Annotated in this window: 29 protein-coding genes and 3 tRNA genes; 20 read left to right on the forward strand and 12 right to left on the reverse strand. The window is 29.4% G+C overall.

Features of this window, described 5'->3' with window-relative positions; genetic code table 11:
- Window positions 1-45: 45 nt before the first annotated feature.
- The 5 genes from ABXT58_RS00270 to truA are packed head-to-tail and all read left to right on the forward strand — an operon-like array spanning window position 46 to window position 4,170.
- Entirely contained in the window at window positions 46-222 is a 177-nt protein-coding gene (locus ABXT58_RS00270) for a hypothetical protein (RefSeq protein WP_415304084.1), read from the forward strand.
- On the forward strand, window positions 197-1,957 hold the full coding sequence (locus ABXT58_RS00275) for a hypothetical protein (protein WP_415304085.1): 1,761 nt from the start codon (window positions 197-199) through the stop codon (window positions 1,955-1,957). The genes ABXT58_RS00270 and ABXT58_RS00275 overlap by 26 nt, the downstream gene beginning before the upstream one ends.
- A gap of 26 nt (window positions 1,958-1,983) precedes the next feature.
- Entirely contained in the window at window positions 1,984-2,502 is a 519-nt protein-coding gene (gene def, locus ABXT58_RS00280) for a peptide deformylase (protein WP_415304086.1), read from the forward strand.
- A gap of 2 nt (window positions 2,503-2,504) precedes the next feature.
- Window positions 2,505-3,437 (forward strand): methionyl-tRNA formyltransferase, encoded by a 933-nt coding sequence (fmt, locus tag ABXT58_RS00285; protein ID WP_415304087.1) that lies wholly within the window; start codon window positions 2,505-2,507, stop codon window positions 3,435-3,437.
- Window positions 3,430-4,170, forward strand: coding sequence for a tRNA pseudouridine(38-40) synthase TruA (truA, locus tag ABXT58_RS00290; protein ID WP_415304088.1), 741 nt, complete (start codon window positions 3,430-3,432; stop codon window positions 4,168-4,170). The genes fmt and truA overlap by 8 nt, the downstream gene beginning before the upstream one ends.
- On the opposite strand, the gene ABXT58_RS00295 is transcribed toward truA, so the two are convergent.
- The 11 genes from ABXT58_RS00295 to rpmH are packed head-to-tail and all read right to left on the reverse strand — an operon-like array spanning window position 4,160 to window position 11,766.
- Complete coding sequence (locus ABXT58_RS00295; protein ID WP_415304089.1) at window positions 4,160-4,639, reverse strand: SET domain-containing protein; 480 nt, start codon at window positions 4,637-4,639, stop codon at window positions 4,160-4,162. The two genes, truA and ABXT58_RS00295, sit on opposite strands and share 11 nt — an antisense overlap.
- Before the next feature lie 31 nt (window positions 4,640-4,670).
- Window positions 4,671-5,600, reverse strand: a complete 930-nt coding sequence (locus tag ABXT58_RS00300) for a histone deacetylase family protein (protein WP_415304090.1) — start codon at window positions 5,598-5,600, stop codon at window positions 4,671-4,673.
- Window positions 5,597-5,782 carry a hypothetical protein gene (locus ABXT58_RS00305; protein ID WP_415304091.1) on the reverse strand — a complete coding sequence of 62 codons (186 nt, stop codon included), beginning with the start codon at window positions 5,780-5,782 and terminating at the stop codon, window positions 5,597-5,599. Before ABXT58_RS00305 ends, ABXT58_RS00300 begins: the two co-directional genes overlap by 4 nt.
- Window positions 5,782-6,936, reverse strand: a complete 1,155-nt coding sequence (gene dapE, locus ABXT58_RS00310) for a succinyl-diaminopimelate desuccinylase (protein ID WP_415304092.1) — start codon at window positions 6,934-6,936, stop codon at window positions 5,782-5,784. Before dapE ends, ABXT58_RS00305 begins: the two co-directional genes overlap by 1 nt.
- On the reverse strand, window positions 6,937-7,755 hold the full coding sequence (dapD, locus tag ABXT58_RS00315; protein ID WP_415304093.1) for a 2,3,4,5-tetrahydropyridine-2,6-dicarboxylate N-succinyltransferase: 819 nt from the start codon (window positions 7,753-7,755) through the stop codon (window positions 6,937-6,939).
- Window positions 7,756-7,784: 29 nt separating this feature from the next.
- Entirely contained in the window at window positions 7,785-8,456 is a 672-nt protein-coding gene (locus tag ABXT58_RS00320) for a pyrimidine 5'-nucleotidase (RefSeq protein ID WP_415304094.1), read from the reverse strand.
- Window positions 8,453-9,319 (reverse strand): acetylglutamate kinase, encoded by an 867-nt coding sequence (argB, locus tag ABXT58_RS00325; protein WP_415304095.1) that lies wholly within the window; start codon window positions 9,317-9,319, stop codon window positions 8,453-8,455. The genes ABXT58_RS00320 and argB overlap by 4 nt, the downstream gene beginning before the upstream one ends.
- A complete protein-coding gene (yidC, locus tag ABXT58_RS00330) occupies window positions 9,320-10,996 on the reverse strand; it encodes a membrane protein insertase YidC (protein ID WP_415304096.1) in 1,677 nt (558 codons plus the stop codon).
- Complete coding sequence (yidD, locus tag ABXT58_RS00335; RefSeq protein ID WP_415304097.1) at window positions 10,996-11,247, reverse strand: membrane protein insertion efficiency factor YidD; 252 nt, start codon at window positions 11,245-11,247, stop codon at window positions 10,996-10,998. The genes yidC and yidD overlap by 1 nt, the downstream gene beginning before the upstream one ends.
- Window positions 11,247-11,591 carry a ribonuclease P protein component gene (gene rnpA / locus ABXT58_RS00340; RefSeq protein WP_415304098.1) on the reverse strand — a complete coding sequence of 115 codons (345 nt, stop codon included), beginning with the start codon at window positions 11,589-11,591 and terminating at the stop codon, window positions 11,247-11,249. The genes yidD and rnpA overlap by 1 nt, the downstream gene beginning before the upstream one ends.
- Window positions 11,592-11,601: 10 nt before the next feature.
- Complete coding sequence (gene rpmH / locus ABXT58_RS00345; protein WP_415304099.1) at window positions 11,602-11,766, reverse strand: 50S ribosomal protein L34; 165 nt, start codon at window positions 11,764-11,766, stop codon at window positions 11,602-11,604.
- A gap of 92 nt (window positions 11,767-11,858) precedes the next feature.
- Between rpmH and ABXT58_RS00350 the strand changes: the two genes are divergently transcribed.
- On the forward strand, window positions 11,859-12,578 hold the full coding sequence (locus tag ABXT58_RS00350; protein ID WP_415304100.1) for a TVP38/TMEM64 family protein: 720 nt from the start codon (window positions 11,859-11,861) through the stop codon (window positions 12,576-12,578).
- A gap of 2 nt (window positions 12,579-12,580) precedes the next feature.
- Here ABXT58_RS00350 and ABXT58_RS00355 read toward each other — a convergent pair.
- Window positions 12,581-12,654, reverse strand: a tRNA-Thr gene (locus tag ABXT58_RS00355).
- A gap of 103 nt (window positions 12,655-12,757) precedes the next feature.
- On the opposite strand from ABXT58_RS00355, the gene ABXT58_RS00360 reads away from it, so the two are divergent.
- From ABXT58_RS00360 to ABXT58_RS00425, 14 genes are all read left to right on the forward strand, one after another.
- On the forward strand, window positions 12,758-12,955 hold the full coding sequence (locus ABXT58_RS00360) for a hypothetical protein (protein ID WP_415304101.1): 198 nt from the start codon (window positions 12,758-12,760) through the stop codon (window positions 12,953-12,955).
- Window positions 12,956-13,055: 100 nt separating this feature from the next.
- The gene (gene dcd, locus ABXT58_RS00365) at window positions 13,056-13,613 is read left to right on the forward strand and encodes a dCTP deaminase (protein ID WP_415304102.1); all 558 of its coding nucleotides are present in this window, start codon (window positions 13,056-13,058) and stop codon (window positions 13,611-13,613) included.
- A gap of 2 nt (window positions 13,614-13,615) precedes the next feature.
- Entirely contained in the window at window positions 13,616-14,869 is a 1,254-nt protein-coding gene (gene murA, locus ABXT58_RS00370) for a UDP-N-acetylglucosamine 1-carboxyvinyltransferase (protein ID WP_415304103.1), read from the forward strand.
- Window positions 14,869-15,264, forward strand: coding sequence for a DUF2948 family protein (locus ABXT58_RS00375; RefSeq protein WP_415304104.1), 396 nt, complete (start codon window positions 14,869-14,871; stop codon window positions 15,262-15,264). Before murA ends, ABXT58_RS00375 begins: the two co-directional genes overlap by 1 nt.
- Window positions 15,264-16,550 carry a histidinol dehydrogenase gene (gene hisD / locus ABXT58_RS00380; RefSeq protein ID WP_415304105.1) on the forward strand — a complete coding sequence of 429 codons (1,287 nt, stop codon included), beginning with the start codon at window positions 15,264-15,266 and terminating at the stop codon, window positions 16,548-16,550. The genes ABXT58_RS00375 and hisD overlap by 1 nt, the downstream gene beginning before the upstream one ends.
- Window positions 16,551-16,552: 2 nt before the next feature.
- On the forward strand, window positions 16,553-16,768 hold the full coding sequence (gene infA, locus ABXT58_RS00385) for a translation initiation factor IF-1 (RefSeq protein ID WP_006997427.1): 216 nt from the start codon (window positions 16,553-16,555) through the stop codon (window positions 16,766-16,768).
- Window positions 16,769-16,773: 5 nt separating this feature from the next.
- Window positions 16,774-16,849 (forward strand) — tRNA-Phe (locus tag ABXT58_RS00390).
- A gap of 215 nt (window positions 16,850-17,064) precedes the next feature.
- A tRNA-His gene (locus tag ABXT58_RS00395) sits at window positions 17,065-17,139 on the forward strand.
- A 6-nt stretch (window positions 17,140-17,145) separates the two neighbouring features.
- Window positions 17,146-18,543 carry a histidine--tRNA ligase gene (hisS, locus tag ABXT58_RS00400; protein ID WP_415304106.1) on the forward strand — a complete coding sequence of 466 codons (1,398 nt, stop codon included), beginning with the start codon at window positions 17,146-17,148 and terminating at the stop codon, window positions 18,541-18,543.
- Window positions 18,521-19,573 (forward strand): ATP phosphoribosyltransferase regulatory subunit, encoded by a 1,053-nt coding sequence (locus ABXT58_RS00405; RefSeq protein ID WP_415304107.1) that lies wholly within the window; start codon window positions 18,521-18,523, stop codon window positions 19,571-19,573. The genes hisS and ABXT58_RS00405 overlap by 23 nt, the downstream gene beginning before the upstream one ends.
- The gene (gene hisG / locus ABXT58_RS00410; protein ID WP_415304108.1) at window positions 19,573-20,262 is read left to right on the forward strand and encodes an ATP phosphoribosyltransferase; all 690 of its coding nucleotides are present in this window, start codon (window positions 19,573-19,575) and stop codon (window positions 20,260-20,262) included. The genes ABXT58_RS00405 and hisG overlap by 1 nt, the downstream gene beginning before the upstream one ends.
- A gap of 181 nt (window positions 20,263-20,443) precedes the next feature.
- On the forward strand, window positions 20,444-21,541 hold the full coding sequence (locus tag ABXT58_RS00415; protein ID WP_415304109.1) for a DNA recombination protein RmuC: 1,098 nt from the start codon (window positions 20,444-20,446) through the stop codon (window positions 21,539-21,541).
- Window positions 21,542-21,578: 37 nt separating this feature from the next.
- The gene (locus ABXT58_RS00420; RefSeq protein ID WP_415304110.1) at window positions 21,579-22,265 is read left to right on the forward strand and encodes a hypothetical protein; all 687 of its coding nucleotides are present in this window, start codon (window positions 21,579-21,581) and stop codon (window positions 22,263-22,265) included.
- Window position 22,266: 1 nt separating this feature from the next.
- Complete coding sequence (locus tag ABXT58_RS00425; protein WP_415304111.1) at window positions 22,267-23,694, forward strand: exonuclease domain-containing protein; 1,428 nt, start codon at window positions 22,267-22,269, stop codon at window positions 23,692-23,694.
- The last annotated feature ends 68 nt before the right edge of the window (window positions 23,695-23,762 follow it).

The following is a 23,762-nucleotide window of genomic DNA, read 5'->3' on the forward strand; positions in this document are numbered from 1 at the left end:
TGAAAAAACACAAATATGTCTTAATTTGAAATTATTAGAGAATATATGCAATTTTCAAAAAATACAAGTACTGGCAGAAGTAAAGGTTTTTTAATTAAGACGATATTAGTTTTATTTATTATTATTAGTGCAGTGGTATTGCTGGGTAAAATTGACTTTCCATCTCCAAATAAAGAAATTGAAAAAATTATTCCAAATGAAAAAATTAAAATTGTTAAATAAAAAATATTTATCAGTTATCATATTTTATCTATTTTTCGGGCTGGCTGCTCAATCTCAAGAACCTGTTGATATATGGAATATAGATGAAAAAAAAACTACTAAAATTATTGATGAAATTGAAAACAATAAAGAGAAAAACGTTACACAGAATAGTATTTATAAAATGCAATCTCAAAAAGCTAATGAACTAAATATAGAGGAGGATCAAACATTAAAAACAAACAAAATCAAAATTGTAGGTTTGTATGACCCCGCAGAAAATGGACTAGATATTAATATGTGGTCTTACTCAAATGGAGATCAAATTTTAAATATATTCAAAAGAATTAACAAAATGAACCTTTCAAAGGATGCTTCAGAAATTTTAAATATTTTACTTTTAACTAACGCACATTATCCTAAAATAAATATTACTAAAGATGAATTCTTAGAATTAAAATCGAATTGGCTTATTAAAAATTCTAACATTAAATTAATTGAAAACTATTTATTAAAAAATCAAATAATTAATGATCACCCAAAGCTGACTAAATTATTAGTAGATAATTATCTTTCTAAATCAGAAGTCAACAAAGCATGTGAAATCTTTTCTAAAATTAAAGATCCAATTCAAGATACTTATTTATCTAAATTTAACATTTATTGTTTAATTAATAATAATAAAAAAGAAGAGGCTCAATTGCTGTTAGATTTAAAAAAAGAACTAGGTTTTGAAGAAAAATTTTATGAAAATAAAATAAATTTTTTAATGGGATATACCAACCAACCTGATGAAGAAATATCAGAAAATACGATTTTAGATTTTCATTTATCACACAGGACCAATCCCCAATTTAAATTTACACCGAAAGATTCCACCTCTAAAGAAATTTGGAAATATTTATCAACATCAAATCTATTGGATAGTATTAAAGACATAGATCTTACAGACATAGATAAAATTAAGAGCATTGAAAAAGCTACACATGAAAAACATTATGCGGAAAAAGAATTATTTGAACTTTATAAAAGATTTCAATTTAATATTAACCAATTATTAAATATCAAAGAATCCACAAAAGTATTATCAACTATTGAGTCAAGAGCCTTAATTTACCAAGGAATTTTAATTACAACTAAAATTGAATACAAACTTCTATTAATAAATGCTTTAAAGAATTCATTCAAAAATGAAAATATTGATAATGCATTTGATATAGAGTTGAGGGCATTTTTAAAAGAAATAAAAAAAGAAGAAGTTCCGTCAAATTTTACTTCATTTTATAATAGATATATCGATGATGATAAAACTCAATTAACCAGTATTAAAATAAATAATAAAATTTTACATCAATCAAAATTAATTAACTATTTTAAAGATGGGGTGTCGTCAAAAAATATAACCAAAGATTTAAATGATTCATTAAAAAAATTGAAAAAAAATAAAAAATACTTTTTTTCAAAAAAGGACATCATATTAGTAGAGGCTTTTAAGTCAGACGGAATTAAAGTCTCAGAAAAATTTAATAACCTATATGAAATAGTAGAGTCAGAAATGCCAACTGATATTCAGATATTTATTAATAGTTCTGATACAGCAGCTGCTATGCTTCGAATTGTTGAAGTTATTGGTCAAGATGAGATAAAAAATATTGATGAAGATACTTTATATTTTATAATTAGTACTCTTAATCAGCTTAATGCTGATCCAATAAGAAATAAAATTCTTCTTAAAGTTCTTCCTTTAAAAATATAAAATTTATAATAAAATAACCAGTAATTATGTCAGTTAAAAAAATTTTAATAGAACCAAACAAATTATTACGACAAGTATCAGAACCAGTTGAAAAAGTAGGTGATGAAGAGAGGGCATTAATGGATGATATGCTTGACACAATGTATGATGCGCCTGGAATTGGTCTTGCAGCTATCCAGATCGGAGTTCCCAAAAGAATTATAGTCATGGATATTGGTAGAGATGAAAATAAAAAAGAACCAAGGTATTTTGTTAACCCTGTTATTAAAAATAAAAATGAGGATAAAGCAAAATATGAAGAAGGATGCTTATCTGTACCAGATCAGTTTGCAGAAATAGAAAGGCCCAACAGATGTGAGGTTGAGTATTTAGACTACGATGGAAAAAAACAATTATTAAGAGCAGATGGATTATTGGCAACTTGTATTCAGCATGAAATGGACCACCTAGAAGGAATTCTGTTTATTGATTATTTATCAAAATTAAAAAAATCAATGATAATAAAAAAACTTTCTAAAATTAAGGTTAATAGAGAAATTTTTTAGAAATGTTAAAAAAAATTGTCTTTATGGGCACACCATTCTTTGCTGTGCCGATATTAAAGTCATTATATCAAAATGGTTATTCGGTATCAGTGGTATATACACAGCCACCTCAAAAATCACAAAGAGGACAAAAGATTAATAAATCTCCTATTCAGGGAATCTCAGAAACATTAAAAATAGAATACAGAACACCAAATTCATTAAAAAATAATAAAGAAGAATATAATTATTTTAAAGAATTAGATGCTGATATAGCAATTGTGGTTGCTTATGGACAAATTATTCCAAATGAATATTTAAGTTTAGTTAAAAAAGGTTTTATCAATATTCACGCCTCACTTCTTCCGAAATGGAGAGGTGCAGCACCGATTCAAAGATCAATTATGAATTTAGAAAAAGAAACAGGTATCAGCATTATGAGGATAGGAGAAAAATTAGATACTGGACCTGTTTGTAATTTTTATAAAATAGAAATTATGAGCAATGATAATACAGAAACAATATCTGAAAAGCTTTCTGCATTAGCGGCAGAAAAAATATTAGATAATATTGATGAGATCTTGGAGGGTAAAACAGAGTTTAAAGAACAAAATCACGATGAAGCAAGTTATGCAGCTAAAATTGAAAAAACAGAAGGTAAAATAGAATGGGGCGAGACTGCAGAAAAAATTATTGGTAAAATAAATGGATTATACCCAAGTCCTGGTGCTTTTTTTAATTACAATGGGGAAAGATATAAAATTTTAAAGGCAAATTTAGCCTTTGGAAGCGGTGGTATTGGAGAGGTATTAGACAATCATTTAGAGGTTAGTTGTGGAAATAAAAAATCAATTAAGATTCTAGAAATTCAAAGACAAGGAAAAAGACCTCAAAACATTAGTGAATTTATGCTTGGATCACAAATTAAAAAAGGTTCAAAATTGAATAATGCATAGGTATCAAATTTTAATTGAATATGTTGGAACTAATTTTATTGGTTGGCAAATTCAATCTCGAGGAAAATCAATTCAAAAATTAATTCAAACAAAACTATCAAAACTTTTAAAAGAACAAATATTGTTAATTGGATCTGGCAGAACTGACGCAGGAGTTCATGCTATTGCACAATCAGCACATTTTGAATGTAAAAAAGAAATCCAAAGCTTAGATAAATTTTTAAAATCAATAAATCACTTTGTAAATGATATGCATGTTTCAATTATAAATATAAAAAAGAAAAATTTAAATTTTCACGCAAGATTTTCAGCAAAACAAAGGATTTACAAGTATATAATCTTTAACCGACTGAGCAGACCTTCTATAGAAAAAGAAAGAGGGTGGCACATAATTAAAGAGCTAGATGTTACGTTAATGAAAAAGGGTGCAAAAAAACTTTTAGGCACTAAAGATTTTTCTACATTTAGATCATCAAGCTGTAATGCGAAAAGTCCAATTCGAACTATGAAATCAATTAAAATAAAATCAATTAAAGGAAGAATTGAAATACAATTTAAATCTAAATCATTTTTACAGCAGCAAGTTAGGTCGATGGTTGGTTGCTTAAAGTATCTAGCAGAAAAAAAGTGGAATTTAAAAAAATTTGATTTTGTTTTTAAATCAAAAAAAAGAATACTTTGTGCACCTCCTGCACCAGCTGAAGGGTTGTTTTTAGAGAAAGTTATTTACTAAGTTTTTGTTGTCCGATACTGAATTTTTTGTTAATTCTCCATCTTGATTCAGAACGAACAATGTAGCCACAACAGTTTTTAGAACGGCATTCACATGGGAATTGTTTATAGTCTTGATCATAACCAAACCCATAATCAGCAGTTATCTCTTCACCTTTTTTAATATCTTTTATAGCAATTACCCATAACTTTAAGCCAGTTCCATTATAATCACAATTATTAGAGCAAGAGTGATTTATTAAACGTGCAGGGTTCCATGAAACATCTCCATCCATGTCATATTTCTTATTTAAATTAAATAAGTAGATAGGTTTTGCATTGTCAAATTTTTCAGTTTCTTGTGTTTGTTTTTTTGTAATAATTTTACCAATATAATCGATAATTCTAGTACCTTCTTTAATATCTTTTGCAGCATAAAGGCCACGACCTTTTTTATCGATGTTAGATTTTTTAATTTTATAAAGTTTCATTGTGAGTTCTTTAATGTCTATTGAGAAATTATCAATCAAATTCTATTAAAGCTTTAACGTGCATCTCGCTACTTTCTTGTAATGCTAAAAGATCATAGCCACCTTCTAGGATAGAGACCACTTTTCCATCACAATATAATTTGGATAACTCTAAAGTTCTTTTGGTGATTTCATAAAAGTCTTTACTCTCTAGTTGAAATTGAGCTAGTGGATCATCCTTATGGGCATCAAAACCTGCGGAGAGTAATATAAATTCAGGTTTAAATTCAGTTATTTTTTTAAGTACATATTCATAAGCACTTAAATACTCCTCAGAGGTCGTGCCAGCAGGTAGTGGAATATTGAATATATTATTATATTTACCTTTCTCTTGTTCTGTACCAGACCCAGGGTAGTAGGGGAATTGATGTGTTGAAATATATAAAACTTTTTCATTATTATAGAAAATGTCTTGTGTTCCGTTTCCATGATGAACATCGAAATCAATGATTGCAATTTTATTAAGTTTATATTTATCTATTAGGTAATTAGCTCCAACAGCCACATTGTTATAAATACAAAAACCCATAGCTTTATTTTTTTCTGCATGGTGTCCTGGAGGTCTGACGGCACAAAAAGCATTTTTAAATTCATTATTTTGAACACCATCAATAGCTGTAATAATTGATCCTACAGCATCTGAAGTAGCCTTCTTGCTTCCTGGAGATATAATTGTATCTCCATCTAAAAAGGACAATCCTTTCTTTGGAAAAGATGTTTCTACAAAATTTATATAATCAGAATTGTGAGTTATTTCTAAAAGTGATCTGTCAAACTTTGAAGGTTTTTTCCAAATCAAATTTTTATTATCTAACTTTTTAAAATTGTCGATTACTGCTGTAACTCTATCAATTTTTTCTGGATGTCCATCGCCTGTATTGTGATTTTGATAAGTATCAGAGGTTATTAAGCCAGTTTTCATTTAAGACAAACAGTTTCTCGTTCTACTTTTAGCATTCCTTTGGTTCTTTCTACAAACTCATGACGTTGTTTTCTTTTTTTAAAAATAAAGAAACAAACTGTATTTTTAGAGTGATAAATAGCTTTTGATTCATCATCAATATCACCCAATTCTTTTGTGATGTTTGCTTTAATGCAAATCATTAAAAGTAATTTTTAAGAATTTCAGAATATATTTTTGTTAACTTCTTCAAATCTAAAATAGATACTGCCTCATCTACTTTATGCATTGTTTTGCCTACTAGACCAAATTCTAAACAGGGAGCAATTTTTCTAATAAATCTCGCATCCGAAGTTCCGCCTGTTGTAGATAGTTGAGGTTTAATTTTTGTAATTTTTTTTATAACAGCTTGAATCATGTAGGTAGTTTTATTAGATTTAGTTAAAAAAGCTTCACCTGATACACGGTATTCTATTTTAAAATTAGACTTATCTTTTTTGGTAATTTTTTTAAAAATTTTATTTAATCTATTTTTTAAGCTAGAGGACGTGTGTTTATTGTTAAATCTTATGTTAAATGTAGCTTTAGCAACACTTGGAATAACGTTGTCAGCAGTATTATCGATATTAATTTTAGTTACTTCTAAATTTGTTGGTTGAAAATCTTTTGTTCCTTTATCAAATTTTATTTCTTTTATTTCATTTAGTATTTTGATCATTGTAGTTGATGGGTTGTTAGCACGATGAGGATAGGCAACGTGGCCTTGAGTTCCAATTATAGTTAACTCTGCGTTCATACTTCCTCTTCTACCAATTTTAATCATTTCACCAAGTTTATTAGGGTTAGTAGGCTCTCCAACTAAACAAAAATCTATTTTTTCTTTTTTCTTTTTTAGGTAATCAACTACTTTTTTGGTACCGTTGATTGCAACACCTTCTTCATCACCTGTAATCAATAAACTAATAGAACCCTTAAATTTTTTATTATTTGATATAAAGTTATTCACTGCAACAACCCAACTTGCTATTGCACCTTTCATATCATTTGCACCTCTTCCAATTAAGTGGTTTTTTTTAATAGCAGGACTAAATGGTTTTACGGTCCAATCTTTTAAATTTCCTGGAGGCACCACATCCAAGTGACCTGCAAACATAAAGTTTGGTTGTGCATTACCTAATCTTGCGTATAAATTTTTAACTGGTTTAGAATCTTTGTCCTTAAATTCTAATATTTTACACTTAAATCCAATAGTAGTTAGTTTATTGGCTAAGAATTTCATTACACCTACATCAACAGGTGTAATGCTTGGAAACCTTATTAGCTCTTTTGCTAATGTAATTTCATTATAAGTTGGCATTTAGTCTCTCAATAGATCGTTAATAGAAGTTTTAGATCTAGTTTTTTCATCAACTTGTTTAATTATTACCGCACAATATAAAGCAGGGCCCTTACCATCTTTACTTGGTAAGCTACCTGGAACTATTACTGAGTAAGGTGGAATTTTTCCATAGATTACTTCACCAGTTTCTCTGTAAACAATTTTTGTAGATTGACCAATAAATACACCCATAGATAAAACTGACCCTTCACCTACGATTACTCCTTCAACTATTTCAGAACGAGCGCCAACAAAACAGTTATCCTCAACAATTGTTGGATTAGCCTGCATTGGCTCTAATACCCCACCAATTCCAGCACCACCAGATATGTGACAGTTCTTTCCTATTTGAGCACAAGACCCAACTGACGCCCAAGTATCGACCATAGTTCCCTCATCCACATAAGCTCCAATGTTTACAAATGAAGGCATCAAGACAACATTTTTCCCAATGAAAGATCCGTGTCTAACCACTCCATTAGGCACCATTCTAAATCCAGCTTTTTTGTGTTCTTCTCTCCCCCAGCCTGCAGTTTTTCCTCTAACCTTATCCCACCATGTAGCGTAAGGGCCTGCAAGAGTTTGCATTTCGTTAGTTTTAAAACTTAAAAGGATTGCTTTTTTAATCCACTGATGGACTACCCACTCATTATCTTTTTTTTCAGCAACTCTTAAAACACCTTTGTCAACAAGTTCAATTGTTTCTTTAATTGCATTTAATATTGATTGGTCTGATTGACCATTAATTGAATCTTTATTGTCCCAAGCTGTATTGATAATGTTTTCAAATTCTTTCATAGTTTTAACTTATCTTTTGTAGGTTAGTTTTATTGTGCTTTTAATATATTAATTTCTTGAAGAAAAGAAGGCAAGATCTTAATCTTATAATCAATATAGGGTTTATCAGCATCTTTTTTTGCAAAAGTCTCATCATTTTCAAGCCAACAAGTTTTCATTCCTAGATTTTTAGCTTGTTCTAAATTATGAGCAATATCTTCAATCAATATTGATTTTGTTGGATCTAAATCAAATTTTTCTACAATTTTTTTGTAAGGTTCAATTTTCGGTTTTGGGATAAAGTTGGCATCAACAATATCAAATGCTCCATCAAACAAGCCATCTATACCCAGTTGTTTAGTTACGTTTTCAACATGAGCATGAGAACCATTTGTAAAAATATATTTCTTTTCCTTAATTTTAATTAATTCTTCTCGCAATAGCTCATCTTTGGGAAGCCAGCTAATATCTATATCGTGAACAAATTCAAGAAATTCATGTGGATCAATTTTATCATGATTCATCAATCCTGATAATGTTGTTCCATATTCGTAGAAGTACTCTTTTTGAATTTCTCTTGCTTTAATTAAATCTACATTAAATTTTTTTGAAATGAAGGAAGACATCTTCTTGTCAACCTCTGAAAAAACTTTTGTTTGACCACTATAAAGAGTGTTATCAAGGTCAAATAACCAGTATTTTATATTAAGTAAATTTTTCATTCTCTAATTAAAGTTCCGGAACCTTTATCAGATAATAGCTCAAAAAGAATTGAGTGATTTTTTCTTCCATCAATTATCACTACCCCTTTAACCCCATTACTTGCAACATCTAGACAATTGTTAATTTTAGGTATCATGCCACCAGATATAACCTTTTGATCAATTAATTCTTTAGCTTTTTGAGAATTAATTTCAGGTATAAGTTTTTTTTCATTATCTAATACGCCCTCTACATCGCTAATAATCATTAATCTTCTAGCCTTTAACTCAATTGCAATCGAGCCTGCTGCAGTGTCAGCATTAATATTAAAAGTCTGATTATTTTTATCTAACCCTAGAGGAGCAACAACAGGTACTTCATTAACTTTGATAATTTCTTTTAAAACATCAGTTTTAATGTGAGTGGGAGTACCTACAAAACCTAATTTATCACTTTCAGGTTTTACAGTTATTATATTGTATTCTTTTGAAGTAATTCTTCTTGTTTCACAAGATTGATCTTTTAAAGCATTAACAATCTCTTTATTAAATTCAATCAATACATCCTCAACTATATTAATAGTGTTTTTATCTGTAACTCTTAGTCCATTAATAAAATTACTTTTAATGTTAAGTTCACTTAACTTGTCATTTATTCTTTTTCCACCACCGTGAATAACTATAGGATTAAAGCCAAGCTTGTTTAAAACAACAATATCTTTAATAAAAATTTTAAATAATTTTGGATCAACTAAAACACTACCGCCACATTTTATAACAATAAATTCATCATTATACTTTTCTAAGTATTTTTTTACCTCTTCAACTGTTGGACCGTCTTTAGGTAAAATATTTATTAACTCTGCTTCTTTTAACAATGACATTTAAGTTGTTTTAATAGTCATTTTTCTTTGAACAATATATTGTTGAATCATTGTGAAGATATTATTGAAGCTCCAGTAGATAACAAGACCTGCAGGAAACGGTGCAAGAATTACAGTTAGAAATACTGGAAAGAACATAAAAATTTTAGCCTGTATTGGATCTGGTGGAGTTGGGTTAAGCTTTTGTTGTATGAACATAGTGATACCCATAATGATAGGCCACGCACCTATTAATAAGAAAGAAGGTGGATCCCAAGGGATTAAACCAAAAATATTAAATAAAGATGTTGGATCTCTATCACTTAGGTCGTGTATCCATCCATAAAAAGGCATGTGTCTCATTTCGATGGTTACAAACAAAACTTTATACAAAGCAAAGAAAACTGGAATTTGAACTAGGATAGGTAGACAACCACTCATGGGATTAACTTTTTCTTTTTTATAAAGAGCCATCATTGCTTGTTGTAATTTCATTTTATCGTCTTTATGAATTTCTTTTAATCTGGCCATTTCTGGAGCTAATAACTTCATTTTCCCCATCGACTTAAAACTGAAGTTGGCAAGAGGAAAGAAAGCCAATCTAATGCAAACTGTAACGGCGATAATTGCTAAACCGTAATTGCCAAGTAATTTAAAGAAGTAGTCCAATACAAAAAATAAAGGCTTAGTTATAAAATACATAAAACCCCAATCAATCGCTAGATCAAATTTATTGATATTTAGACTTTCAGCATAACCATCAATGACATTTACTCTTTTAGCTGCAACTATAATTTGAATTTTTTCTTCAATAGAACTGTTTGCTTTAACCTCAATACCTTTTGTAGATATGTAGTTAGCTCTGAATTTATTTTTATAGTCGAAAGTTGTTTTAAACTCTTTACCTTTAGGAGGTATAACCGATGTAACCCAAAACTTATCTGAAATAGCAACAAATCCTTCTTGCGCAGTTTGGGTGAACTTCTTTTCCTGAATATCGTCGTAATCTTCTTCTATTAACTGATCGTCAAGTACAGATAGAAACCCCTCATGTAAAATATAAAAACCAGATATTTCTGGCAATTTATTTCTAATAATTTGACCATATGAATAAAAATTATAAGATTTATCTGATGCATTAATTATTTTTTCTTTTACAGTAAATAAAAATTGATCATCTAAGCTTATATATTTTTCGAATGTAATGTCTTGAGAGTTACTCCATGTTAGTTTTACAGGACTATTATTAGTTAATCTTTTATTTCCAGAAACTTTCCAAACTGTAGAAGCATCAGGTACGTCTATATTTTTGTTAGTGCTTACAAAGCCACTTTCGATTAAGTAACCATCTTCAACATTTCTTGGGCTCAATAGAGTTATTTTATCACTTCCATTAAGTTCAATATTATATTCTTTGAAAGTTAAATCATCTATTGTTGCGCCTTTTAAAGAAATAGATCCAACAACACTACCATTTTCAAATTGAATTCTACCATTTTCTTTTAAAGCATCTGCTCTTGAAAGTTTTGCAAAGTTTTCATTTTTATCTAAGCTAGGAGTATCGGTATTATTTTCTATTTTTCTTTGTTCAGCTAAATTTTTCTTAATAATTGTAGGATCAGGCTGAAAAAAAAGAGAGTATAGAATAATAACTGCTGCTGATAATGATATTGCTGCTATTACGTTTCTAGTATCCATTATTTCTTAGCCTTTAATTCTTTATTTACTGGATCAAATCCTTCACCACCACCCAATATTTTGATAGGGTGACATGAAAAAATTCTTTTTGTACTTTTTGAGATCCCTTTAGCGAGTCCATATGCTCTTAAGCATTCAATTGTATATTCTGAACATGTTGGAAGATATCTGCACGAAGGAGCCAAGTAAGGACTAATAACCATTTTATAAAATTTGATCAGGCCAATTAAAATTTTTGATATAATATTCATTACTTAATTTTTTTTATGTCTTTAAATAAAGTATCTTTTATTATCGCATATTCATTGTTTAGCATAGTTATTTTCGCAATCACGAGGTAAGAATAGTTAAAGTTTATTGATATATTTTTTATAGCTTCATTTATAATATTTCTTAATCTTCTTTTAACTTTATTTCTTTTTACAGCACTACGGATCATTTTTTTTTTAGCTACAAAACTGATATTTAGTTTTTTATTATCCTTGTCTTCAAGGGGACCAAAAAAAAGAGTGATATATTTGTTTGAGGTTTTTTTCTTCTTAAGTAAGTTTTTGAAATCCTCGTTTTTAGAAAGAGCAACAATTTTGCTTTTCATTTAGTCTGACTTATTTACCTTTTGGCTTTTTTTGAGTAGATGACACTGTAAGATTCTTACGTCCCTTATCACGTCTTCTCTTAAGAAGTTTTTTTCCACCTTTAGTTGCCATCTTTGATCTGAAACCATGTTTTTTAAGACGCTTTCCAACTTTGGGCTGATATGTTCTTTTCATAGGATTTATTTAAGTTTTTTTAAATTTCGCCCTTTATAGTAATTATATGTATAAATAGCAAATAGAAGATTTTATAATACTACCAGTTAATTATGGAAAAATCAAAAAAAGTTAAGATAACTTTAGGTTTATTTTATCTTCTAGTTGTTTCATCATTTTTATACTTTTTTTTATCAAAATTCACCTTTGAAGAATTAACTAGCTACGAATTTATCAAAAATAACAGGGATTATTTTTTTGGATTTAAGCAAACTAATTTATTTTTAATCTCTTTAGTATTCTTAATATCTACAATTATTTGGGTTGTCATGGCTGGATTTGGCTTACCAGCCGCACTCCTAGCAGGGTTTATTTTTGGTAAGTGGCTTGGAATATTTGTTTTAATAATTGGAATGACTATCGGTGCAACGATTTTATACATGCTTGGTAATTATTTTTTTAAAGAAGTAATTAAAGAAAAGTTTTTAAATAGGTTTAAAAATTTAGAAATAAAATTTAAGAAATCAGAATTTATTTATCTTTTAGCCTATAGATTTATAGGAGGAATTCCTTTCGCACTGTCAAATGTATTGCCTTGTATTTTCAATGTTAAGGTAGCCAATTTTTTTTGGGCAACATTAATAGGACTAACACCACAATTATTTTTGCTTGTTTCAATTGGAAGTGGGCTTGAAAAAATTATAGAACAAAATTTAGAGGCTCCGAGAATTATAGACTTAATATATTCGCCAGATATATATATTCCAATGCTTGCGTTTGTGGCATTAATAATAATCACAATTATAGCTAGAAAAATATTCTATAAGAATTAGTCTGGTGCCCCCACCAAGAATCGAACTTGAAACTTATCCTTACCATGGACATGTTATACCATTTAACTATAGGGGCTATTTTGGTATTTATTGAAGTATTTCTATAATAAATCATTTTTTTCAAAATATTGCCTTAATTTTTTTCATATAATGATTTATATCTAGCGGAGGAAAATTTTATGGGAATTCATTACGATTATAAATCTACTAAAGGCAACAAGCTAATGGAAAAGCAAGCTAAGAGAGAAAAGAAGCTTGCAGAAAAAAGAGCAAAGCGTGAAGCTAAAGAAGGTCCAAAGGTACAAGAGGAGCCAGAAGAAATTTTAGATGCATCAAAACCTATCACTTTAGATTTTTTAACCAATCCAGACAAATAATGATTGATAAAGAAAAAAATGAAAGATTAAGTTTAGCGCTTAAAAAAAATCTTAAAAAAAGAAAAATCTTTCAAAAAAAAAATAAGAAGAAAAGTAAATAATGTCAGTACTTTCCGATAAATCTATAAGAAAACTTGCGCTCGAAGAGGAAATGATTTCTCCATTTGTAGACAAGCAGGTACGAGATGGTAAAATTTCTTATGGTCTAAGTTCATTTGGTTATGATGCAAGGGTAGCAGATGAATTTAAAATATTTCATAATGTAAACTCTTCTATTGTTGATCCTAAAAAATTTACTTCAGATAATTTTGTTACAAAAAAAAGCTCTGATTATATTATTATCCCTCCAAATTCCTTTGCCCTAGGAACAACAATAGAAGTGTTTAAAATTCCAAGGAACATTATGTGTATTGTTGTTGGTAAAAGCACATATGCAAGAACTGGAATTATAGTTAACGTAACACCGATTGAATCAGAATTTTTTGGTACCGTTACCCTAGAATTTTCAAATACCACTCCACTCCCTGCAAAAATATACGCAAACGAAGGAGTTGCTCAATTCTTATTTCTAAAGGGAGATCAGGCTCCAGAAACTTCATACGCTGATCGTAAAGGTAAATATATGGGCCAAACTGGAGTAACTTTACCAAAAGTATAATAATGAAAAAATTAGAAGTCTTTGGAGCAGCAAAGCTCAAGGGGCAAATTAGAATTTCAGGTTCTAAAAATGCGTCTCTGCCAATCTTAGCTGGAACTTTATTATCAGATAAAAGGATATCTTTAAAAAATCTACCTAAGGTAAAAGATATTGAAACAATGATACTATTGTTAAAGTCCTTAGGCTCATCTATTGAAGATAATAAAAAAACACTAATTATTAATAACAACAAGCAAACTAAAACTTTTGCAGCTTATAGTTTGGTTAAAACTATGAGGGCAGGGATATTAGTTTTGGGACCATTGCTTGCGAAGTTTGGTAAAGCAAAAGTATCTTTACCAGGTGGCTGTGCGATTGGTACAAGACCTGTTGATATTCACTTACAAGCACTATCAAAACTTGGAGTAAAATATAAAATTATACAAGGTTATGTTCATGCAAATGCCCCAAAAGGATTAATTGGAGCAAATATCAAATTCCAAAAAATTTCAGTTGGTGCCACTGAAAATTTAATTATTGCATCATGTTTAGCTAAAGGAAAAACAACATTATCAAATTGTGCAATAGAGCCTGAAATTAAAGACTTAGTTAATTTTTTAATTAAGTTAGGTTGTAATATTAAATGGGCTGCAAAAAGAACCATTAAGATTGAAGGCGTAAGCAATCTAAAGGAAATAAAATATCAGGTAATGCCAGACAGAATAGAGGCAGGTACTTACTTAATTGCCGCTGCTTTAACTGAAGGAAATCTAAAGATTGTAGGAATGGATCCAAAAATTATTAGCACAGAAATCAATATTTTGAAAAAAATAGGTGCAAAAATTATTCAAAAGAAAAATGAAATACTTATTCAAGGAAGTAAAAAAATTAAAAGTATAAATATTAAAACATCTCCTTATCCAAATTTTCCAACGGATCTACAGGCGCAAATGATGGTACTACTATGCAAGGCTAATAAGAAATCTTATATTAGAGAAGAAATATTTGAAAACAGATTTATGCACGTAGCAGAGTTAAATAGAATGGGAGCAAAAATTTCTATCAATGGAAATAAAGCGACAATAGAGGGAAATATTAAATTTGAAGCAGCAGAGCTAATGGCAACAGATTTAAGAGCGTCTGTCTCTCTAATACTTGCTGCACTCACAGCCAAAGGAAAGTCTGTAATTAATAGAATATATCACCTTGATAGAGGGTACGAGAACATAGAAAAGAAGTTAAAAAAAGTAGGCGCCAAAATTAGAAGAGTTAATTAATGGAAAAAAAATATTTATCAAAAATTATTGCAAATGATAATGAAGGTTTGCAAATGATTTCAGCATGTTGTGCTGGAGCTGAGATCAAAGTTAGCGAAATCAAATATCTTCAAAAAAATAAGGTTTTCTTATTATCTTTAAAGCGAACAAAAATTGAAACAGAAAATGAGGGTAAAAAAATAAATAGTATCTGTAAATTTGAGTTTGTAGATAATGTTAAATCCAAGAATATAAAACAAGACGATGTTGACCAAAAACTTGAATTGATAACTATGGATTATTTAAAAAATAATGACAATTATGAGATTAGCTTAATTTTTACTAATAATGCATATATAACTTTATCGACAGAAATAATTGAAGTAACTCTTGATGATCAAAATAAAATTGATTAATGATTAAAATATTAGACAGTAAAATTAAAAACTTTGATGTAGCTTTAGATAAACTGCTATCTAAACGAAAAAATAAAGTTCAGCTTAACTCAGCTTCAGTTACTAAAATTATTAAAGATGTTAAAAAAAATGGTGATAAAGCTGTTTTAAAATATGAAAAAAAATTTAACAAAAATAGTATTATTATTCCAAATCCTAAAAAAATAACTAAAGTTATAAAGTCCCTAGACCCAAAAGTTAAAAAAGCAATCGATCTTGCTTATAATAGAATTTATAAATTTCACTCTTTACAAAAATTCAAAGATATTTCTTATACTGACAAATTACAAAATAAATTGGAATATAAATATGTTCCAATTGAATCGGTTGCAATTTATGTGCCAGGTTCAACGGCTTCATACCCATCAAGTGTTTTAATGAATGCAATTCCAGCTCTTGTTGCGGGCGTTAAAAGACTGGTGATGATTAATCCAGGTCAAAAAGGTAAACAAAATCCGGCCGTATTATACGCCGCAAGAAAATGTAAAATTAAAGAAATCTATTCAATAGGTGGGCCATCAGCGATTGCAGCAGTTGCATATGGTACTAAAAAAATTAAAAAAGTTGATAAAATTGTAGGCCCTGGAAACTCTTATGTAGCAGCTGCCAAAAAAGAAGTCTTTGGTGATGTAGGAATTGAAGGGATGATTGCTGGACCTTCAGAGGTGACAATAGTATGTGATAAGTTCTCAAATCCAGAATGGATAGCAAGTGATCTTATAGGGCAAGCAGAACATGATAATCTTGCTCAATGTATTTTAATTTCAAAAGATAAATTAATTATCAAAAAAGTTAATGAAGAAATTAATAAACAATTGAAAGATCTACCAAGAACAACAATTGCAAAAAGTAGCTTGATTAATAATGGAATTTTAATTCATATGTCATCTGATCAAAAAATTATTGATACTGTAAATAAAATTGCACCAGAACATTTAGAGCTTAATATTAAAAACTATAAAAATATGGTTGGAAAAATTAAAAACTCAGGATCTATTTGTTTAGGTAAGTATGCTGTAATGGCTATGACGGATTATAATGTTGGTTCTAATCACGTATTACCAACTAATTCGTCGGCAAGATATTCAAGTGGTGTTAGTGTTAATGAGTTTTACAAAAGAATTTCATATATAAATCTATCAAAAAAAGGGATTGAAACCCTTGGTCCATCAGTTATAACACTTGCAAACTACGAGGGTTTAGTGGGACACGCTAGATCAGTAGAAAAAAGAATTAGGAGAAAATAAATTTGTCAAAACAAGAAATGCTGTCGTTCTCAGGAATTGTTGAGGATCTACTTCCAAACGCAATGTTCAGAGTTAAATTAGAAAATGGCCATATTGTTACAGCGCATGCTGCTGGCAAATTACGTAAGAATAGAATTAGAGTACTTCAAGGTGATAAGGTTCAAGTAGAAATGACGCCTTACGATTTGACCAAAGGTCGTATCACTTTTAGAGGTTAATATGGGGCCCTGTAGCTCAGTTGGTAGAGCATCGGATTGAAAATCCGTGTGTCACTGGTTCGAGTCCAGTTGGGGCCACCACCACCTCTCTAAAAAATTTAAAAATAAGGTTAACGTCTTTTTATATTTATGTGTTGAAAATTATTCTTAATTGTCTAAAAGATTGCTCATGATTATAAATACTACATATAGAGAGACTTCAAGAAGTACTCATAGACTTTGTTTCCATAGCCTTTAGGCTATTTATTTATAATATAATTTTAAATCCACACAAAAATAATATAAAAACAAGGAATGCCTGCGTAGTATAACGGTTAGTACGATAGTTTGTGGAACTATAGGATTTGGTTCGATTCCAAGCGCGGGTACCAAAAAAAATGAATAAAGAAAATAAACTAATTCCCGGGTTACCCTCAGGATTTGAAGACCGATGGGGCAAGAAATTAACTCTAAAGAAAAAGTTAATTAATATTATTGAAACTAATTTTATAAAATTTGGTTTTGCTGCTCTTGAAACTCCTTCATTTGAAATTTCAGAAAATATCGGATCATTTCTTGCAGATGATGATAGTAATTCTATGTCTGACGTATTCTCATTTAAAGATGGTGATAAAAATATTACTCTTAGATATGATCTATCAAGTCCGTTAGCTAGATTTGTTGCTCAAAACAATCAAGAATTACCTTTACCTTATAAAAGATATCAAATGGGTGATGTCTGGAGAAATGAAAAAGCAGGTAATGCTCGTTATAGAAGCTTTTTACAATGTGACGCCGATATAGTTGGTAACGTTAACCCAGCTCAAGCAAATGCTGAACTATGTAATTTAATTGCAAGTACACTTCTTGCCTGTGGTTTAAAAAAAGATCAGTTCATAGTTAACATTAGTAATAGAAAAATTGTTCAAGGTTTAATTGAAGACCTTAAAATATCTGAAGACAAAAAGATAAAGGTTATGAGAGCAATTGATAAGCTTGATAAACCTGGCTTTGGAATAAGAGGCGTTGAAGATTTATTAAAAAAAGAAAGAGTAGATGTAAGTGGAGCAGTTACAAAAGGTGCTGACTTAACTGATGATGAAGCTTCACAAATTATTAACTTTTTAAAAGTAAAAGATTTAAAAGAATTAAAAAAAAATTTAAAAAACCCTTTATCTCAAGAAGGAATTAGAGAGTTAGAAGACTTATTGAAAATTGTAAGTTATGGAGATTATTTAGATCAAATAAAGACGAACTTTACAATTGTTAGAGGGCTTGCTTATTATGATGGGTTTTGTGTTGAAACAAATTTAAATTTCAAGACAACAAACAACAAAGGTAAAGAAGTTGATATAGGAAGTATTTGTTCTGGCGGACAATATAATAAATTAATTTCAAGATTTAAGGGAGTTGATATTCCTGGAACTGGAATGAGCATTGGAGTTGACCGATTATTATTTGCAATGATGCAACTTGATCAAATTGAAGTTGATGAGAAAAAACCAGCTATTATTTGTGTAATGGATGAAAAGTATTTAAAAAATTATTATGAGATTTTAAAAGTTTTAAGAGATAATGATATTAACTCTGAAATATTTTTAGATAGTAAGAAAAATCTAGGCAAACAGTTAACATATGCGAATAAAAAAAAATGCCCGGTAGCTGTTATTTGTGGTGAAAATGAATTTAAAGATAATACGATTACTTTAAAAAACCTTTTAGGAGTTAAGGGTGAAAACAACCAGGTTACATTTTTAAAAGAAAATTTAATTGATGAAATCAAAAAATTTATCTGAAAAAATCCTTAGATCAGTTAAATCTAAAGGGTTTAAATATATTGATTTACCTTCAGTAATTGAAGCTGATCATATTGTACAAAGATCAGGAGAGAGTTTTAGAAAATTTATTTTTTCATTTATTGATCAAAATGGTAGTGAGCTTTGTCTAAGACCAGATCTAACCATTGCATCTTGCTTGAGATATTTAGAAAATAACCTTAAAGGAAAAGAGAAAATATTTTATAGCGGTCAGGCTTATAGAAAATCAAATAATAAAAAAGATTCTATTATTAGAGACCAAGTTGGTTTTGAGATCATTGGTTCTAAAGATGAAAAAAAAGATGATAAGGAAATTATTAATACAGCCTTAAAATCTCTGTCTAATTTACAATATTCATCAGGAACTTTAAAAATTGGTAACGTTGAGATTTTCAATTTATTAATTTCAAAACTAGATATCCCAAAAAGATGGAAATTAAGACTTTCAAGACATTTTTGGAGAGAAGACTATTTTAATGATTTACTAAGAAGGTTAGAAACGAACTCTGATGTAGACCCAATAATTGTTGAGGTTGATAAAAAGAGATATCAAAAAATGTTAAAAGATAATCAGCAAACAGTAGTTGCTGGTAGATCAATTGAAGAAATCTTAAAGAGATTTGATAATAAGATTAAAGATCCAAGAAGAGCCAGTAGAGGTAAAAACGTTTCAAAAATTATTAAAGAGTTTTTAAAAATTAATTGTCCAATAGGACAAGCAGCTAAAAAACTTAATATCTTTTTTAAAAAAAATAAAATTAATTTAGTTGTGGATCAAAAATATTTTCCAACTTCATTAAATAAAACTCAAAAACTAAATATAGAGTTTTCAACATCTTTTGGACGTCAATTGGAATATTATACAGGTATGGTTTTTAAAATTGATATTAAATCCAAATCTAAAAATATCAATATTTGTAACGGTGGAAGATTTGATAAATTAATTTCAGACCTTGGATCAAAAAAACAAGTTCCAGCAGTAGGAGCTGCTTTAAATTTAAACTACTAATGACAAAAAATATTATTAACATTGGAATTCCAAGCAAAGGCAGATTGAGAGCTGATATCTTAAAAATATTTAAAAAAAATAAATTAAATTTAGTCTCAGAAAGAGGTGAAAGAGATTTATTGGGATCTATTAAAAACTTAAAGAATGTTAAAGTATTATATCTTCATGCAAGAGAGATAGTTGAAAGACTTGGAGATGGTTCTTTAGATCTTGGCTTTTCTGGATATGATTTATTAAAAGAAAGTGAAGTTAATATCCAAAAGAAGATAAGTGTTGTGAAGAATTATGGATTTGGCAAAGCAACATTGGTTGTTGCTATTCCAGACCCTTGGATTGATGTTCAAACAGTTGCTGATTTAGAAGAAATTGCTTTTGAATTTAAAGATAAAAAGAAAAAAAGATTAAGAGTGGCAACAAAATATCCCAATTTAACAAGAGAGTTTTTGTTTTCAAAAGGAGTTACTCAATTTAAGTTAGTTAGCAGTTTAGGCGCAACTGAAGCATATCCTTTTACTGGGTCATCTGAAATTATAACTGACATTACTTCATCTGGTGAAACTCTAAGAGCGAATAACCTTAGAATTCTCAAAGATGGTGAAATTTTAAAGTCAGAAGCCTGCATGATGGCCTCAAAATCTTCTCTAAAAAATAGTCTGGTTAAAAAATTAGTTAAGTTACTTTCTAAGTAAAGTATCCTTAACGTAAATTAAAATAATCCTAATAATATCAAGGTTTCTAAGTACTGCATAAGTGGCAACAATAGCTCCTATGATAAGTAGTATTTTTAGTATTAAGATTAATTCCATAGAGGGAGTTTTAAATAATTACATATATAAATCAAATTTTTACTATAAAATATCTCATAGAATCATGGATAGTATTTTATTAACTTTATTAGTTTTATTGCTTGTAGCTACATTAGGCATTCTTTATCTAAACTTAAGATCTAAGCCAAAAGATGAGAGCGAAAATAAAGAAGCTGAGGAGATGGCCAATTTAAAGACAGAAATTACTTCATTAAAAGATACTTTAAATACTACTATTAATACTTCATTAGGTTCTATGTCGACTTCATTTACCGCTCTATCAACTGGAGTGACTAAAGATATGACAGAGGCCTTAACAAAAGTTGATGAAAAAGTAGGAAACTTTAATAGTCAGGTCGAATTATTAAATAAAAGCCAAGAAGGTATAACAAAAATTTTAGCTGGAGTTAAAAAATATGGAACTCTTGCAGAGTTTTCATTGGATGCTCTAATCAAAGACTTATTACCTGCCTCTCAATTCATGACTAACGTTAAGATGAAAGAAGATACAGGTGAAAATGTAGAATTTGCAATCAAACTTCAGGGTGATGTAATGGTGCCTGTAGACTCACATTTTCCAGTAGAAAAATTTAAAGCAATTACCGATGGGTATGATGCTGATGATAAAAAAGCTGTTGCAGATGCAAGAGCAAAATTAGCTGTTGCATTTAAAGCAAAAGCTAAAAGTGTTAATGAAAAATATATTGTTCCACCAAAAACTACAGATTTTGCAATTGTTTATGCCCCAACTGAAAGTTTATATAAAGAATTAACTGAATACCAAGATCCAACTACTAAAGAATTATTAACTCAAGAATTAATGAAAAAATATAAAATTGTAATCTGTGGTCCAAATACTCTTTCTGCTTATTTGCAATCTTTGCACATGGGCTTTCAATCTTTAAAAGTTCAAAAGGGTGCAACAGAAATTTATGATCATTTAAAAACAATTAGCTCAAGATTTGGAAAACATTTTGATAATATAGTTTCTCTTAGAAAAAAATTAGAAGAAGCAATGATTGTTGTTGATAAGTTTGGAACAGATGCAAGATCAATCAGCAGAAGCCTAGAAAATATTAAAGATCCCGAACAAGTTGATAAAGCTATTCAAACAGAAAATGTAGAAAAATTTGTTGACCATTCAAAACAAGCAAAAAATTAATTTCTTTTTTCCCTCAATACCGCTTATAATAAACTATATGCAGTGGAATAATAAATTTACTTATCCAAAATCCATGAGATCAATGGTGAGTGGCTCAAGAATGTATGCTGTAAATCAACAAAAACTTCCATCGGTAACTTCCATATTACAAGCAACACAAAGTGAGGAAAAAAAAGCATCTCTTGCAAATTGGAAAGTAAGAGTAGGAGCTGCTGAAGCAAATAGAATTAAAAATGATGCTTCAAGTAGAGGCACATCAATGCATTCTCATTTAGAAAAATATCTATTAGGTCAATTAAATTTAGAATTATTAGAAGAAGAAAATAAATCTAAAAAAATGGCAGATGAAATTATTGAACAAGGAATTAAAAATAAATTGTCAGAGATTTGGGGAACTGAAGCCACATTGTACTATCCAGGAAAATATGCTGGAACGTGTGATGCTTGTGGAGTTTATGAGGGGCAAGAAACTATCATTGATTTTAAACAGTCCAATAAACCAAAAAAAGAAGAGTGGATTGAGGACTATTATCTTCAATTAGGGGCTTATTCATTAGCTCATAACGTTGTTTATAACTCAAACATCACCCAAGGAATTGTCCTGTTATGTACGGTTGATAATTTATTCCAAGATTTTAGAATTCAAGGTGTTAAACTAGAAGAATATCAAAATAAGTTTTTAGAAAAAGTCGAACAGTACTATCACCAAAGGAATACCAACTAATATGAATTTAGCAATATGGGACATTGAATCTAGTAGTGCCAATACTTCATGGGGAAGCATTATTGAAGTAGGTGGTATTTTAGTTGACCCAAATTTTAAAGAATTAGATCGTTTTAATTTTAGATGTAGATTGCCAGAAGGAGAGGTTCCTCAAGCAATGGCTTTAATAGTTAACAAAACTAGTGTTGATTTATTAACTAAAGGAAATTTAAGTCACTACCAAATGTTATCTCAATTAGAAGCAACATTTAAAAAATGGAGCCCAGCAATGTTCATGGGTTGGTCAAACATTGGCTTTGATGACGAGATGATAAGAAACGAATTCTTTAGAGGAATTAGATATCCGTATATTACAAATGCAACTCCCAACAAAAGACATGATGGTTTAAACATTGCAAGAGGTGCTCATGCAGTTGATGAAAGTGTTGTAAAAACAGAAATAAATGCAAAAGGTAATGCAGTTATGAAACTAGAATCGTTAGCAAGAATGAATGGATTTGAATCTAGTGGAGCTCACTCAGCTTTGTTTGATGCAGAGTTAACTGTCAAGGTTTTAGGTTTAATTAAAAAAAATCAACCCCAAACTTGGGATACATTTTTAAGAACAGCAAACAAGAATGATACCGAGACAATATTTAAAACAGAAAAAATGTTTACATTGGCGGAATATCATTTTGGTAAAAATTATAGATTTGTAGTTGCACCACTTCATCCAAAACATTGTATTCATCCAATCTATCAGTGGGGCCAAGCTTTTGATCTTAAAATTGATCCAATTCCACTATTCGATATGTCAATCTCTGAACTTAAAAGTGCTATTAAAAAATTAAAGTTTCTAAGAACTATACGATCAAACAAAGCTCCTATAATTTTAGATGCAAGTTATGGACTACAAGTTGAACCATATAGCAAACTTGATCCTGATTTAATTAAAGAGCGTGCAAAATTAGTAAATAGTAATGAGAAATTTTCTCAAAACGTTTTAATGGCATTACGAGAAACTGCTGAAGAAAAAGCTCAATTTGATTCACAAGTTGATTTATTAGCAGAGGAGACAATTTATAAAAAATTTACCCCTCAAAAAGACACAGCTTTATTTCCAAAATGGCACGCAGCATCTTGGAAAGATAAATTAATATTATTAGATAAATTTGAAGATGAGAGAATGGTAAGTTTTGGAAAAAAGATAATATATCAAGAATCACCAAAGATACTGCCTGCTGATATGTTTAAGACTATTAAACGTGGAATAGCCGAAAGAATATTGAGCGACGAGAAGGAAAAATGGTGGACATGCAAAGAATTTTATTTTGAGTGTGATAATTTAAGAGATAGATATACCAACGAAAAAGATGAGAAAAAGCTCAAGTTTTTAGACGAAATTAACGAGTTTGTTGAAGGTATTCAGAAAAAATACGAGCAGGCATAATTGACTTTTGTTAATTAACTAAAAAAATCCCTTTTTACATATTGAATAAATAGAATAAAAATTTATAT

Origin of the sequence: Candidatus Pelagibacter sp. Uisw_090, assembly GCF_047717845.1 — a bacterium.
Classification (GTDB): domain Bacteria; phylum Pseudomonadota; class Alphaproteobacteria; order Pelagibacterales; family Pelagibacteraceae; genus Pelagibacter.

Coding starts and splice junctions, on each gene's coding strand:
- ABXT58_RS00270 (WP_415304084.1), top strand. CDS start 46: ATGCAATTTTCAAAAAATACAAGTACTGGCAGAAGTAAAGGTTTTTTA.
- ABXT58_RS00275 (WP_415304085.1), top strand. CDS start 197: ATGAAAAAATTAAAATTGTTAAATAAAAAATATTTATCAGTTATCATA.
- def (WP_415304086.1), top strand. CDS start 1,984: ATGTCAGTTAAAAAAATTTTAATAGAACCAAACAAATTATTACGACAA.
- fmt (WP_415304087.1), top strand. CDS start 2,505: ATGTTAAAAAAAATTGTCTTTATGGGCACACCATTCTTTGCTGTGCCG.
- truA (WP_415304088.1), top strand. CDS start 3,430: ATGCATAGGTATCAAATTTTAATTGAATATGTTGGAACTAATTTTATT.
- ABXT58_RS00295 (WP_415304089.1), bottom strand. CDS start 4,639: ATGAAACTTTATAAAATTAAAAAATCTAACATCGATAAAAAAGGTCGT.
- ABXT58_RS00300 (WP_415304090.1), bottom strand. CDS start 5,600: ATGAAAACTGGCTTAATAACCTCTGATACTTATCAAAATCACAATACA.
- ABXT58_RS00305 (WP_415304091.1), bottom strand. CDS start 5,782: ATGATTTGCATTAAAGCAAACATCACAAAAGAATTGGGTGATATTGAT.
- dapE (WP_415304092.1), bottom strand. CDS start 6,936: ATGCCAACTTATAATGAAATTACATTAGCAAAAGAGCTAATAAGGTTT.
- dapD (WP_415304093.1), bottom strand. CDS start 7,755: ATGAAAGAATTTGAAAACATTATCAATACAGCTTGGGACAATAAAGAT.
- ABXT58_RS00320 (WP_415304094.1), bottom strand. CDS start 8,456: ATGAAAAATTTACTTAATATAAAATACTGGTTATTTGACCTTGATAAC.
- argB (WP_415304095.1), bottom strand. CDS start 9,319: ATGTCATTGTTAAAAGAAGCAGAGTTAATAAATATTTTACCTAAAGAC.
- yidC (WP_415304096.1), bottom strand. CDS start 10,996: ATGGATACTAGAAACGTAATAGCAGCAATATCATTATCAGCAGCAGTT.
- yidD (WP_415304097.1), bottom strand. CDS start 11,247: ATGAATATTATATCAAAAATTTTAATTGGCCTGATCAAATTTTATAAA.
- rnpA (WP_415304098.1), bottom strand. CDS start 11,591: ATGAAAAGCAAAATTGTTGCTCTTTCTAAAAACGAGGATTTCAAAAAC.
- rpmH (WP_415304099.1), bottom strand. CDS start 11,766: ATGAAAAGAACATATCAGCCCAAAGTTGGAAAGCGTCTTAAAAAACAT.
- ABXT58_RS00350 (WP_415304100.1), top strand. CDS start 11,859: ATGGAAAAATCAAAAAAAGTTAAGATAACTTTAGGTTTATTTTATCTT.
- ABXT58_RS00360 (WP_415304101.1), top strand. CDS start 12,758: ATGGGAATTCATTACGATTATAAATCTACTAAAGGCAACAAGCTAATG.
- dcd (WP_415304102.1), top strand. CDS start 13,056: ATGTCAGTACTTTCCGATAAATCTATAAGAAAACTTGCGCTCGAAGAG.
- murA (WP_415304103.1), top strand. CDS start 13,616: ATGAAAAAATTAGAAGTCTTTGGAGCAGCAAAGCTCAAGGGGCAAATT.
- ABXT58_RS00375 (WP_415304104.1), top strand. CDS start 14,869: ATGGAAAAAAAATATTTATCAAAAATTATTGCAAATGATAATGAAGGT.
- hisD (WP_415304105.1), top strand. CDS start 15,264: ATGATTAAAATATTAGACAGTAAAATTAAAAACTTTGATGTAGCTTTA.
- hisS (WP_415304106.1), top strand. CDS start 17,146: ATGAATAAAGAAAATAAACTAATTCCCGGGTTACCCTCAGGATTTGAA.
- ABXT58_RS00405 (WP_415304107.1), top strand. CDS start 18,521: ATGAAATCAAAAAATTTATCTGAAAAAATCCTTAGATCAGTTAAATCT.
- hisG (WP_415304108.1), top strand. CDS start 19,573: ATGACAAAAAATATTATTAACATTGGAATTCCAAGCAAAGGCAGATTG.
- ABXT58_RS00415 (WP_415304109.1), top strand. CDS start 20,444: ATGGATAGTATTTTATTAACTTTATTAGTTTTATTGCTTGTAGCTACA.
- ABXT58_RS00420 (WP_415304110.1), top strand. CDS start 21,579: ATGCAGTGGAATAATAAATTTACTTATCCAAAATCCATGAGATCAATG.
- ABXT58_RS00425 (WP_415304111.1), top strand. CDS start 22,267: ATGAATTTAGCAATATGGGACATTGAATCTAGTAGTGCCAATACTTCA.